This window comes from Micromonospora sp. KC213 (genome assembly GCF_004348325.1).
GTDB lineage: Bacteria > Actinomycetota > Actinomycetes > Mycobacteriales > Micromonosporaceae > Micromonospora.
The window spans coordinates 1-11936 of the sequence record NZ_SMKF01000178.1 but is presented as its reverse complement, the minus strand read 5'-3'; the positions used below and the strand labels follow the sequence as shown (position 1 = coordinate 11936).

The 11936-nt window shown below is 69.9% G+C and carries 14 protein-coding genes; 13 read left to right on the top strand and 1 reads right to left on the bottom strand.

Annotated elements, in window-relative coordinates:
• Nucleotides 1–560 (bottom strand): NAD-dependent epimerase/dehydratase family protein (locus E1166_RS25620; RefSeq protein ID WP_347813040.1); only part of this gene is annotated, 560 nt, incomplete at its 3' end.
• 172 nt (nt 561–732) lie between these two features.
• On the opposite strand from E1166_RS25620, the gene glyA reads away from it, so the two are divergent.
• From glyA to E1166_RS25555, 13 genes are all read left to right on the top strand, one after another.
• On the top strand, nt 733–2019 hold the full coding sequence (glyA, locus tag E1166_RS25615; RefSeq protein ID WP_207914515.1) for a serine hydroxymethyltransferase: 1287 nt from the start codon (nt 733–735) through the stop codon (nt 2017–2019).
• Nucleotides 2016–2447 (top strand): hypothetical protein, encoded by a 432-nt coding sequence (locus E1166_RS25610; protein ID WP_132269317.1) that lies wholly within the window; start codon nt 2016–2018, stop codon nt 2445–2447. The genes glyA and E1166_RS25610 overlap by 4 nt, the downstream gene beginning before the upstream one ends.
• Nucleotides 2448–2599: 152 nt before the next feature.
• Nucleotides 2600–2821, top strand: coding sequence for a hypothetical protein (locus E1166_RS25605; RefSeq protein WP_132269315.1), 222 nt, complete (start codon nt 2600–2602; stop codon nt 2819–2821).
• Nucleotides 2822–3643: a F0F1 ATP synthase subunit A gene (gene atpB / locus E1166_RS25600; RefSeq protein WP_132342490.1), complete on the top strand. Its 822-nt coding sequence runs from the start codon at nt 2822–2824 to the stop codon at nt 3641–3643.
• Nucleotides 3644–3736: 93 nt separating this feature from the next.
• Nucleotides 3737–3961, top strand: coding sequence for an ATP synthase F0 subunit C (gene atpE, locus E1166_RS25595; protein ID WP_132269310.1), 225 nt, complete (start codon nt 3737–3739; stop codon nt 3959–3961).
• Between the two features lie 29 nt (nt 3962–3990).
• A complete protein-coding gene (locus tag E1166_RS25590) occupies nt 3991–4515 on the top strand; it encodes a F0F1 ATP synthase subunit B (RefSeq protein ID WP_132269307.1) in 525 nt (174 codons plus the stop codon).
• Nucleotides 4515–5336: a F0F1 ATP synthase subunit delta gene (locus E1166_RS25585; RefSeq protein ID WP_132342489.1), complete on the top strand. Its 822-nt coding sequence runs from the start codon at nt 4515–4517 to the stop codon at nt 5334–5336. The genes E1166_RS25590 and E1166_RS25585 overlap by 1 nt, the downstream gene beginning before the upstream one ends.
• A gap of 87 nt (nt 5337–5423) precedes the next feature.
• Entirely contained in the window at nt 5424–7064 is a 1641-nt protein-coding gene (gene atpA, locus E1166_RS25580) for a F0F1 ATP synthase subunit alpha (RefSeq protein ID WP_132342488.1), read from the top strand.
• Nucleotides 7065–7073: 9 nt separating this feature from the next.
• Nucleotides 7074–8003 (top strand): F0F1 ATP synthase subunit gamma, encoded by a 930-nt coding sequence (locus E1166_RS25575; RefSeq protein WP_132342487.1) that lies wholly within the window; start codon nt 7074–7076, stop codon nt 8001–8003.
• Entirely contained in the window at nt 8003–9460 is a 1458-nt protein-coding gene (gene atpD / locus E1166_RS25570; protein WP_132342486.1) for a F0F1 ATP synthase subunit beta, read from the top strand. Before E1166_RS25575 ends, atpD begins: the two co-directional genes overlap by 1 nt.
• Before the next feature lie 218 nt (nt 9461–9678).
• A complete protein-coding gene (locus E1166_RS25565; RefSeq protein ID WP_132269321.1) occupies nt 9679–10824 on the top strand; it encodes an LCP family protein in 1146 nt (381 codons plus the stop codon).
• Between the two features lie 150 nt (nt 10825–10974).
• Entirely contained in the window at nt 10975–11244 is a 270-nt protein-coding gene (locus tag E1166_RS25560) for a F0F1 ATP synthase subunit epsilon (protein WP_132269295.1), read from the top strand.
• Between the two features lie 14 nt (nt 11245–11258).
• Nucleotides 11259–11717, top strand: coding sequence for a DUF2550 domain-containing protein (locus tag E1166_RS25555; protein ID WP_132342485.1), 459 nt, complete (start codon nt 11259–11261; stop codon nt 11715–11717).
• The last annotated feature ends 219 nt before the right edge of the window (nt 11718–11936 follow it).

Here is an 11936-nt window from a genome sequence, read left to right as displayed (position 1 = left end):
GTGTCGGGGACGAGCAGCGGGGCCCGGGGGGCGCGGGCGGCGCGGGCGACCCAGTAGCCGGAGCGGCCGCTGTGGTCGCCGGGCCCGCCGATGAGTCCGGCGCGTGCGATGAGGAGACGGTCGGCCAGGGCCGTCCGGGTGATCGTCTCGCAGGCGGACTTGGCCTCGCCGTACCGGTCCCGGTCGACCTCGTCCTGGTCGGTGGCGGGCAGCAGGGCGGCGGACTCGTCCGCGCCGGGCGTGTCGTGGGAGGCGTACGCGCTGACCGAGGAGACGTAGATCCAGTGCCGTGCCCGCGCGCCCAGGGCGGCAACCGCCTCGCGTACGAAGCCGGGTTGCCAGGACACCTCGAGTACCGCGTCCCACTCCCCTCCGGACAGGGACGCGTACGCGGCCACGTCGCGCCGGTCCGCGGCCACCAGCCGCGCGCCTTCCGCCACGGGCCCACTGTCGCCACGAGCCAGGCACGTCACGCGATGGCCGCGATCGAGGGCCTGCCGGGACACCTCACGCCCCAGCCAGGCCGTGCCGCCGAGGACCAGGATCTCCATGCGCTGCATCGGCCAACCCAATCAGCGTGGCCCGATCACACCAAGAGCTTCTGCCACGGGCAGAGCCGGCATCTCCAGCCAGGCCCGACCCGACCGTCGCAGCTCGGCCCGCAGCAGCCCAGCCCACCGGTGACGAGGCATCGCACGGCTCCCGGTGTGCGGCTCCGTAGACTGCCTCGTTGTGGACAACGCGAGAGACAGCTTCTGGGGGCCGGACTTCGAGCAGCTCAGCGCCGTCGACCCGGAGATCGCCGGGGTGGTGCTCGGGGAGCTGGACCGGCTGCGCAGCGGCCTGCAACTGATCGCCAGCGAGAACCTCACCTCCCCGGCGGTGCTCGCGGCGCTCGGTTCGACGCTGACCAACAAGTACGCCGAGGGTTATCCGGGCCGGCGTTACTACGGCGGCTGCGCCGAGGTGGACCGGGCCGAGGAGATCGGCATCGCCCGGGCGAAGGAGCTGTTCGGCGCCGAGCACGCCAACCTCCAGCCGCACTCGGGGGCCAACGCCAACCTGGCCGCGTACGCCGCCCTGGTCCAGCCCGGGGACACCGTGCTGGCCATGGAGCTGCCGCACGGCGGGCACCTCACCCACGGCAGCCGGGTGAACTTCTCCGGGAAGTGGTTCCACACCGTCGGGTACACCGTCCGGCGGGACACCGAGCTGATCGACTACGACGAGGTGCGGGACCTCGCGTTGGCCCACCGCCCGAAAATGATCATTTGTGGCGCGACCGCGTACCCGCGCCTGATCGACTTCGCCCGGTTCCGGGCGGTCGCCGACGAGGTCGGGGCGTACCTGATGGTGGACGCCGCGCACTTCGCCGGCCTGGTGGCCGGCGGGGTGATCCCGTCCCCGGTGCCCTATGCCGACGTCGTCTGCCTCACCACCCACAAGGTGCTGCGCGGGCCCCGCGGCGGGATGATCCTGTGCCGCGAGTCGCTGGCCGCGCGGATCGACAAGGCGGTCTTCCTGTTCACCCAGGGCGGCCCGCTGATGCACGCCGTCGCGGCCAAGGCGGTCGCGTTGCGCGAGGCCGGGCAGCCCGAGTACCGGGCGTACGCGGCGCAGGTGGTCGCCAACGCCCGGGCGCTCGCGGCCGGTCTCGCCGCCGAGGGGATGCGGCCGGTCTCCGGCGGCACCGACACCCACCTGGCCCTGGTCGACCTGCGCGAGGCCGGGGTCAGCGGCGCCGACGCCGAGGCCCGCTGCGACGCCGTGGGCATCACCCTGAACAAGAACGCCATCCCGTACGACCCGCAGCCGCCGGCGGTCGCCTCCGGGATCCGGGTGGGCACCCCGAGCGTCACCACCCAGGGCATGCGGGAGGGGCAGATGCGGCAGGTCGCCGCGCTGATCGCCCGTGCGGTACGCACCGACCCGGCGAAACCCGGGGGCGCCGACCGGCTCGCCGGGGTCGCCGGCGAGGTCGCCGAGCTGGTGGCCGCCTTCCCGGCGTACGCCCGATGAGCGCGCCACGGGCGGGGGAGCCGGGGGCGATCCGGGCCCGGTTGCCGTACCTGCGGCTGCCGCTGGCGGCGTGCGCGGTGCTGGCCGTGGTCGCGGTGCCGGCGGCGGCGGTGCTGCGCGGGCCCACCGGCGCGGCCGGCGTGGCCGCCGGGATCGGGCTGGTCGTGGTGAGCTACCTGATCTCCGGGCTTTCGGTGGCCTGGGCCGACGCGGTGAATCCTCGGTTAATCATGTCCGTCGGGCTGGTCACCTACGCCACCAAGATCGTGTTCCTCGGGGTGGTGCTGTCCGCCGTCGCGGCGACCGGCTGGGCCGGCCTGCCGGATCTGGGGGTGGCCGTGATCGCGGCGGTGGTGGTCTGGACCGGGGCCCATCTGACCTGGGCTTTGCGGTCGCCACTGCCGACCCACGGTCGGTCTGACGGCTGAGCGTTTCCGCCGGTACGTCGGGCTGTTGTGGGTGGCCGGTGGGGAGTAACCTGAGCGTCGATTGCTCCGATGCCGCACGGCCCGCACGCTGTCCGCAGTGTGGGGGGTGCCGCACACTCCCACGCGCCCCTGCTGATATTGTTCGCCACGTCATGGCCGATGACCCCCACACCCGCAAACCCGACGAGCCCTCGTCGGAGGGAGTGGCCGGTGCCGTCCTGGGCTACCTGCTCGCCGGCATCGTGGCGTGGGGTTTCCTCGGGTGGTTGGCGGAGCGGTTCTTCGATCTGCGAACCGGCATCGGGGTCGCCATCGGCATGATGCTCGGCGCAGCCGGAGCGATCTACCTGATCATGAAGAGGCTCAGTGCTTGAGTGCCAGCACGCGCGGGTCTGTCGAGTGCGGAGGATGACACGGTGAGCGGACAGCTGGTCGTCGCCCAGGGGCTCCCCTGGCCCCCCAGGGTCGCTGATTTCTACCCGCCCCATGTGGCCGGCCCCTGGGTCACCAAGTTCGGCATCATGGTCTGGCTCGCGGTCGCGCTGCTGATCATCTTCTTCATGCTGGCCTACCGGAACCCCAAGCTGGTGCCGGGCAAGGCCCAGTGGGCCGCCGAGTCGGTCTACGGCCTGGTGCGGGACAACATCGCCCGGGAGCAGATGGGCAACGCGGGCATCCGCTTCGCGCCCTACTTCACCGTGCTGTTCAGCTTCATCCTGCTGACCAACCTCTTCGCCATCGTGCCCGGCCTGCAGATCTCCCCGAACTCGCACATCGCGTTCCCGATCGTGCTCGCGGCCATCTCCTACGCGATGTACAACTACATCGGCGTCCGCAAGCACGGCCTCGGCGGCTACCTCAAGAAGAGCCTGATCCTGCCCGGTGTGCCGTGGCCGATGCACTTCCTGCTGATTCCGATCGAGTTCCTGCAGAACTTCGTCGTCCGGCCGGTCACCCTGGCGCTGCGGCTCTTCGCCAACCTGTTCGCCGGGCACCTGCTCCTGCTGGTCTTCACCATCGGCGGCTTCGTGATGCTCTCCTCGGACAGCATCTTCGTCCAGGCGACCTCGGTCTTCTCCTTCGCGATGGCGATCGTGATGACCTTCTTCGAGGCGCTGGTCGCGGTGCTGCAGGCGTACGTCTTCGTCACGTTGAGCGCCAACTACATCGGCACCTCGCTGGCCGACGACCACTGATCGGGCTCGGCGGGTCACCCGGCCCGACCAAGCTTCTGGTACCGAACCGCGTACACGTGAGACCTCACGTGTGAACTAGGAGGAATACCCGCAATGGACGTTCTCGCCGCCATCAACGGTAACGTCAACACCATCGGCTACGGCCTCGCCGCCATCGGCCCCGGTATCGGCGTCGCCCTGGTCTTCGCGGCCTACATCCAGTCGAGCGCCCGCCAGCCCGAGTCCGCCGGTTACAACCGCACCTGGCTGGTGCTGGGCTTCGCCCTGGTCGAGGCGCTCGCCCTCTTCGGCCTGGTGCTCGCCTTCGCCGTCAACTGACGCGAGCTCTCCCGACCCGGAGGTCCGACATGTATCTCGCCGCCGAAGGCCACAACCCGATCCTGCCGATCTGGCAGGAGATGGTCATCGGGTCCATCTCCTTCATCCTGCTCGTCATCGTTCTGCTGAAGTTCGTCATGCCGCGCATGGAGGCGATGTACCAGGCGCGGGTCGACGCGATCGAGGGCGGCCTCAAGCGCGCCGAGGCGGCCCAGGCCGAGGCGAACCAGCTGCTCGAGCAGTACCGTGCGCAGCTCGCCGAGGTCCGTACCGAGGCCGCGAAGATCCGCGACGACGCCCGCTCCGACGCCGAGGGCATCCGCCAGGACATCCTCGCCAAGGCGCGGGAGGAGTCCGACCGGATCATCGCGGCCGGCAAGGAGCAGCTCGCCGCCGAGCGGGCCACCATCGTGCGCGAGCTGCGTACCGAGGTCGGCACGCTCGCGGTGGACCTGGCCAGCAAGATCGTCGGTGAGTCGCTCGCCGACGAGGCTCGTCGCAAGGGCACCGTGGACCGGTTCCTCAGCGGCCTCGAGAGCGCGGGGGCCCGCTGATGCAGGCCGCCAGCCGGGAGTCGTACAAGGTCGCGGCCGAGCGCCTCGACGCGTACGTCCGCGGCGCGGAGCCGTCGGCGGTGGCCGCCACCGCCGACGACCTTCTCTCCGTCGCCGCTCTGCTGCGGCGCGAGCCGCGGCTGCGCCGGGCGCTCTCCGACCCGGCCCGTTCGGGTACCGACCGGTCCGGCCTGCTCGGCGACATGCTGCGCGGCCGGATCGGTACCGACGCGCTCGACCTGCTCGTCGCGCTGGTCACCGGCCGGTGGTCGGCGCCGTCGGAGTTGCTCGACGGCGTCGAGCGGCTCGGCGTGGAGGCGTTGCTCGCCGGCAGCGACAAGGCCGGCGAGCTGGGCGAGGTCGAGGACGAGCTGTTCCGCTTCGGGCAGGTCGTCGCCGGCTCCCCGGAGTTGTCCAACGCACTGTCCGATCCGGCCGCCCCGGTCGCGCGGCGGGCCGGCCTGGTCGACCAGTTGCTCGCCGGTAAGGCCCGGCCGGTAACGGGTTACCTCGTCGGGGTGGCGCTCGCCGGATTCGGGGGACGCTCCTTCACGGGGTCGCTCACCCGACTGGTCGAGATGGCCGCCGAGCGGCGGGACCGGCAGGTCGCGTACGTGACCGTGGCCGCTCCGCTGACCGACGAGGAGGAGCGACGCCTGGGTGCCCGCCTCTCCGCAATGTACGGTCGGGAGGTCTCCGTCAAGCAGACGGTGGACCCGGAGGTGCTCGGTGGAGTGAGCGTGCGGGTCGGCTCCGACCTGTACGACGGCACCGTCCTGCGCCGCCTCAACGAGACCCGCAACGCGCTCGCGAAGCGCTGACCAGCGTCCTCGCAGCCCTTTGATCGACGCCATTCGGACCGGTCGGTACTAGGTATCCCGGGCCCCTGATACTTAAGGAAGCAGAGGATGGCCGAGCTGACCATCTCGACGGAGGAGATCCGCGGCGCCCTGGAGCGCTACGTCTCCTCCTACACGGCCGACGTCTCCCGCGAGGAGGTCGGCACCGTCGCCGACACCGGTGACGGAATCGCCCACGTCGAGGGCCTGCCCTCGACCATGACCAACGAGCTCCTGGAGTTCGAGGACGGCACCCTGGGTGTCGCCCTGAACCTCGACGTCCGGGAGATCGGTGTCGTCGTTCTCGGTGACTCCGCGAAGCTGGAGGAGGGGCAGCGCGTCAAGCGCACCGGCCGGGTGCTCTCCGTGCCGGTCGGCGACGCCTTCCTCGGCCGCGTGGTCAACGCGCTCGCCCAGCCGATCGACGGGCTCGGTGACATCGCCAACGAGGGCTTCCGCGAGCTGGAGCTCCAGGCTCCGAACGTGATGGCCCGGCAGTCGGTCGACGAGCCGCTGCAGACCGGTATCAAGGCCATCGACGCGATGACCCCGATCGGCCGGGGCCAGCGTCAGCTGATCATCGGTGACCGGAAGACCGGCAAGACCACGGTCGCTCTGGACACCATCCTCAACCAGCGGGACAACTGGCGCTCCGGCGACCCGAAGAAGCAGGTCCGCTGCATCTACGTCGCCATCGGCCAGAAGGCCTCCACGATCGCCTCGATCAAGGGCGTCCTGGAGGAGGCGGGCGCGATGGAGTACACCACCATCGTCGCCTCCCCGGCCTCGGACCCGGCCGGCTTCAAGTACCTCGCCCCGTACACCGGCTCGTCCATCGGCCAGCACTGGATGTACGGCGGCAAGCACGTCCTGATCGTCTTCGACGACCTGAGCAAGCAGGCCGAGGCGTACCGGGCCGTGTCGCTGCTGCTGCGCCGCCCGCCGGGCCGCGAGGCGTACCCGGGTGACGTCTTCTACCTGCATTCCCGGCTGCTGGAGCGCTGCGCCAAGCTCTCCGACGCGATGGGTGGCGGCTCGATGACCGGACTGCCGATCATCGAGACGAAGGCCAACGACATCTCGGCCTTCATCCCGACCAACGTCATCTCCATCACCGACGGCCAGATCTTCCTGGAGACCGACCTGTTCAACCAGGGCGTCCGGCCGGCCATCAACGTCGGCACCTCGGTCTCCCGCGTCGGTGGCGCCGCGCAGGTGAAGCCGATGAAGAAGGTCGCCGGTTCGCTGCGGCTCAACCTGGCCCAGTACCGCGAGCTGGAGGCGTTCGCCGCCTTCGCCTCCGACCTGGACCGGGCCTCCCGGGCCCAGCTGGAGCGCGGTGCCCGCCTGGTCGAGCTGCTCAAGCAGCCGAACTACTCGCCGTACCCGGTGCAGGAGCAGGTCGTCTCCGTCTGGGCCGGCACCGAGGGCAAGCTCGACGACATCCCGGTGGGCGAGATCCGCCGCTTCGAGTCGGAGTTCCTGCAGTACCTGCGGCACAAGCACGAGGGTGTCCTGGCCGGCATCGCCGACAACCAGTGGAACGACGAGATCATCGGCTCGTTGAACTCGGCGATCACCGAGTTCAAGCAGGTCTTCCTCGGCAAGGAGGACGAGCGGCGGATCAACGAGGCCCCGGCCAAGCCGCTGGAGGGTGCGGAGAACCGCGAGACGGTGACCCGTTACACCGACACCGCCGAGAAGCAGTAGGGCTGACCGATGGCGGCCCAGGTACGCGTTCTTCGTCAACGCATTCGCTCGGCGAAGGGGATGAAGAAGATCACCAAGGCGATGGAGCTCGTGGCGACGAGCCGGATCGCCAAGGCCCAGGCCCGGGTGGAGGCGTCCCTGCCGTACGCCCAGGCCATCACCGGCGTGCTCACGGCGCTGGCCTCCAACGCGCGGATCGACCACCCGCTGCTGACCCCGCGTGAGCGGGTACGCCGGGCCGGTGTCCTGCTGGTAACCGCCGACCGTGGTCTGGCCGGCGGTTACAGCTCGAACGCCATCAAGACCGCGGAGTCGCTGATCGCCCGGCTGCGCGCCGACGGCAAGGAGCCCGTGCTCTACGTCATCGGCCGCAAGGGCGTGAGCTTCTTCCGGTTCCGGGACCGGCCGATCGAGGCGAACTGGACGGGCTTCTCGGAGCAGCCGACGTTCGCCGACGCCCGTACCGTCGGGGAGACGCTGATCACGGCGTTCTCCGCCGGGGCGGACGACGTCGACGGCGACCCCGGGCCGGACGGGACGCGCGGTATCGACGAGCTGCACATCGTCTACACCGAGTTCAAGTCCCTGATGACGCAGATCCCGGTGGCGAAGGTCATCGGCCCGATGCAGGTCGAGGACCGGCCCCGGTCCGAGGGCGCGCTCCCGGCGTACGAGTTCGAGCCGGAGGCGGAGGCGCTGCTCGACGCGCTGCTGCCGAAGTACATCAACACGCGGATCTACGCGGCGTTGTTGGAGTCGGCGGCGAGCGAGTCGGCGGCCCGGCGGCGGGCGATGAAGAGCGCCACCGACAACGCCGAAGAGATGATCGAGAAGTACACGCGTGAGATGAACTCGGCCCGGCAGGCCGGGATCACCCAGGAGATCAGCGAGATCGTCGGCGGCGCGAACGCGCTGGCCGCGTCGGGAAGTGAAGTGTGATGACTGTATCCGCAGTTGCTGGTGGACCAGCTGAGACCAAGACGGCCGCGGGTCGCGTGGTCCGGGTCATCGGCCCGGTCGTCGACGCCGAGTTCCCGCGCGACGCCATGCCGGCCCTGTTCAACGCCCTGCACGTCGATGTGACGCTCTCCGGCGGAGAGAAGACGCTGACCCTGGAGGTCGCCCAGCACCTGGGCGACAACATGATCCGCGCCATTTCGATGCAGCCGACCGACGGCCTGGTCCGTGGCGCCGAGGTCCGCGACACCGGCTCGCCGATCACCGTGCCGGTGGGCGACGCGGTGAAGGGCCACGTCTTCAACGCGATCGGCGAGTGCCTCAACCTCACCGAGGGCGAGACGCTCCAGCCCGACGACCACTGGGGTATCCACCGCAAGGCCCCGGCCTTCGCGGACCTGGAGCCGAAGACCGAGATGCTGGAGACCGGCATCAAGGTCATCGACCTGCTCGCCCCGTACGTCAAGGGCGGCAAGATCGGCCTGTTCGGCGGTGCCGGCGTGGGCAAGACGGTGCTCATCCAGGAGATGATCACCCGGGTGGCCCGAAACTTCGGTGGCACCTCGGTCTTCGCCGGGGTGGGGGAGCGCACCCGTGAGGGCAACGACCTCATCGCCGAGATGACCGAGTCCGGCGTCATCGACAAGACCGCGCTGGTCTACGGCCAGATGGACGAGCCGCCGGGTACCCGGCTGCGGGTCGCGCTGTCCGCGCTGACCATGGCGGAGTACTTCCGTGACGTGAAGAAGCAGGAGGTGCTGCTCTTCATCGACAACATCTTCCGCTTTACGCAGGCCGGTTCCGAGGTCTCCACGCTGCTCGGCCGGATGCCGAGCGCCGTGGGCTACCAGCCGACCCTGGCCGACGAGATGGGCGAGCTCCAGGAGCGGATCACCTCCGTCCGGGGCCAGGCCATCACCTCGATGCAGGCGATCTACGTGCCCGCCGACGACTACACCGACCCGGCGCCGGCCACCACGTTCGCCCACCTGGACGCGACCACGAACCTGGAGCGGTCGATCTCCGACAAGGGCATCTACCCGGCGGTGGACCCGCTGGCGTCCTCGTCCCGGATCCTCGCCCCGGAGTTCGTCGGCCCGGAGCACTTCGCGGTGGCCACCGAGGTGAAGCGGATCCTGCAGAAGTACAAGGACCTGCAGGACATCATCGCCATCCTCGGCATCGAGGAGCTCTCCGAGGAAGACAAGATCACCGTGGCCCGGGCCCGGCGGATCGAGCGCTTCCTGTCGCAGAACACCTACGCCGCCGAGCAGTTCACCGGCGTGCCGGGCTCGACGGTGCCGATCGCCGAGACCATCGAGGCGTTCAAGAAGATCAGCGAGGGCGAGTACGACCACTTCCCCGAGCAGGCGTTCTTCATGTGCGGTGGGCTGGACGACCTGGAGAAGAAGGCCAAGGAGCTGATGGCGGAGGGCTGATACCTCCACCGGATCCGCGAAGGCCACCTCGGCGAGAGCCGGGGTGGCCTTCGCGGCTGTTCCCCGCTCTCGCGCCGGTGCCCGTCCCAGGGGCGAGCGATTCCCGCCGCAGCGCGGTACCGTTTTCAGCGCGACGCTCGCGAATGGGCGTCGATTCGCAGCAACTTCTCGGCCGCGTCCGCCCGTCTTCACAGTCATGGGCGTGACGACGAATGGAGATCCCCGTGGGTAAGGCCGGCAAGAAGGGGCGGCGCAGGCCGTCCCGCTGGGCGGGCGTGCCGCGGTGGGCGCGGGTCTGCACGGTCTTCGGTGCCGTGCTGATGCTGCTCAGCGGCGCCGTGCTGGTCGGCTACGAGGCGCTGCTCGCCCGCTACGAGGGCGCGGTCGGCAAGGCTGACCTCTTCGGCGACCAGGCTGCCGGGGCACAGGAACGCAAGAGCGACATCAAGGGCCCGCTCAACATCCTGCTGGTCGGTATCGACCCACGCAACCCGAAGCAGCCGCCGCTGGCCGATTCGATCATGGTGCTGCACGTGCCCTCGACGCTGGACCGGGCCTACCTGTTCTCGATGCCGCGCGACCTCGTCGTCGACATCCCGAAATTCGACAAGGCCAACTACCCCGGTGGCCGCGGCAAGCTCAACGGCGCCATGTCGCACGGCAGCGCCGTGCAGGGGCAGAACCCGAGCGCCGTGCAGGGGTTCGAGTTGCTCGCCAAGACGGTGCAGCAGGTGATCGGGATCGAGCGGTTCGACGCTGGCGCGATCATCAACTTCACCGGGTTCCAGAAGATCGTCGACGCCATGGGTGGCGTCACGATGTACATCGAGCGAGACGTGAAGTCCGAGCACCGGGAGCCGGACGGCACGCACCGCAAGGGCAACCCGTACGGCGAGGGCTACATCGGCCCGCAGGCGGAGTACAAGAAGGGCACCCAACACCTCAGCGGCTGGCAGGCGCTGGACTACGTCCGGCAGCGGTACCCGAAGAACGGTGTCCCGGACGGCGACTACGGTCGCCAGCGTCACCAGCAGCAGTTCATCAAGGCGATGGCCAAGCAGGCGGTCAGCGCCGACGTGGTGACCAACCCGATCAAGCTGGACCGGGTGGTCCGCGCGGCCGGCCAGTCGTTGACCTTCAACGGCCGCGGCAACAGCGTCGTCGACTTCGCCCTGGCGCTCAAGGACGTCCGGCCGGAGAACGTCGAGCTGATCAAGTTGCCCGGTGAGGGGATCGGCACGGGCGCGGCATACCGGGGGGAGCGCTTCCTGCCCGCTGCGGACGACTTCTTCACGGCCTTGAAGAACGAGCAGCTCGACGCCTTCCTGCTCGAGCACCCGGAGTTCCGCAACCGGAACAAGTGATCCGCCGCGCCGGGTGCGCGGGAACCGGAGGCGGTGGCCTGGCCACGGCGTGTCGCGCCCGCAGTGGCGCGGGTCTCGCCACCCGCGTTGGGGAGGCCCCGGGCCCGGGACTAGACTTTCGACAATCCGCCGCCGCAGCAAGGAGACAGCGTGGCACAGCAGCTTCACGTCGAGCTCGTAGCCGTCGAGGAGAAGGTCTGGTCCGGCGAGGCCGAGATGGTCGTCGCGCGGACGACCGAGGGTGAGCTGGGTGTGCTTGCGGGACACGCGCCCCTGCTCGGCCAACTCGCGGAGCCCAGCCAGGTTCGCATCAAGCGGGCCGGTGGTGAGCAGATCGCCTACGACATCGCCGGCGGTTTCCTGTCGGTGACCGGCGAGGGCGTCACCGTCCTGGCCGAGAGCGCCACCCCGGCCCGCTGAGAGCCGGCCCGCCGATGGAGATCGTGGAAGGGATCGGAATCGGCATCGCGGCGCTGCTCGCCGCGCTCGTGATCCTTTTCATCCGGCGGGCCGTGTTCACCCGGACTGGAGGCATCATCCGGCTCAGCGTCCGGGTCACCACGGTCCTGGACGGTCGCGGCTGGTCTCCCGGCTTCGGCCGCTTCATCGGCGACGAGCTCCGGTGGTATCGGATGTTCAGCTTCGCGCTCCGACCCAAGCGGGTGCTCTCCCGCAAGGAGCTCGTCGTGGAACGGCGGCGGCTGCCCGAGGGACAGGAGCAGCTCTCCATGCCCGCTGACTGGATCATCCTGCGCTGTACCAGTCACCACGCGCCGGTCGAGATCGCCATGGCACGTTCCACGGTCACCGGATTCCTCTCCTGGCTCGAGGCCGCCCCGCCCGGGGCGGCCTCGCCGCGTCTGGCTTCCTCCCAGGACTGGCCCGCCGCCTGACGCCCGGCCGCCTGGCGCCGCGCCCGATGGCTTCGGCCCGACACCGTTGCGGCGCGTCTGGGGCGAATGCCGGGTTCTTGGCCCTCCGGCGTTTTCGGTGGAACGTCATGGCTGTCTTCGGCGTCCGGATATCTCCATCCTGTTCCACCGAACGGTTCAGCCTGGGCGGTGTGTCCGTTCCGGGCTGGTGGTGCGCGTGGCCGGCGGCACTCTGCGGGC

Excerpts from the sequence above, each read along its gene's own strand:
- E1166_RS25590 (WP_132269307.1), top strand. The coding sequence starts at position 3,991 with ATGTATCTCGCCGCCGAAGGCCACAACCCGATCCTGCCGATCTGGCAG.
- atpD (WP_132342486.1), top strand. The coding sequence starts at position 8,003 with ATGACTGTATCCGCAGTTGCTGGTGGACCAGCTGAGACCAAGACGGCC.
- E1166_RS25575 (WP_132342487.1), top strand. The coding sequence starts at position 7,074 with ATGGCGGCCCAGGTACGCGTTCTTCGTCAACGCATTCGCTCGGCGAAG.
- E1166_RS25610 (WP_132269317.1), top strand. The coding sequence starts at position 2,016 with ATGAGCGCGCCACGGGCGGGGGAGCCGGGGGCGATCCGGGCCCGGTTG.
- atpA (WP_132342488.1), top strand. The coding sequence starts at position 5,424 with ATGGCCGAGCTGACCATCTCGACGGAGGAGATCCGCGGCGCCCTGGAG.
- atpE (WP_132269310.1), top strand. The coding sequence starts at position 3,737 with ATGGACGTTCTCGCCGCCATCAACGGTAACGTCAACACCATCGGCTAC.
- E1166_RS25605 (WP_132269315.1), top strand. The coding sequence starts at position 2,600 with ATGGCCGATGACCCCCACACCCGCAAACCCGACGAGCCCTCGTCGGAG.
- E1166_RS25555 (WP_132342485.1), top strand. The coding sequence starts at position 11,259 with ATGGAGATCGTGGAAGGGATCGGAATCGGCATCGCGGCGCTGCTCGCC.
- E1166_RS25585 (WP_132342489.1), top strand. The coding sequence starts at position 4,515 with ATGCAGGCCGCCAGCCGGGAGTCGTACAAGGTCGCGGCCGAGCGCCTC.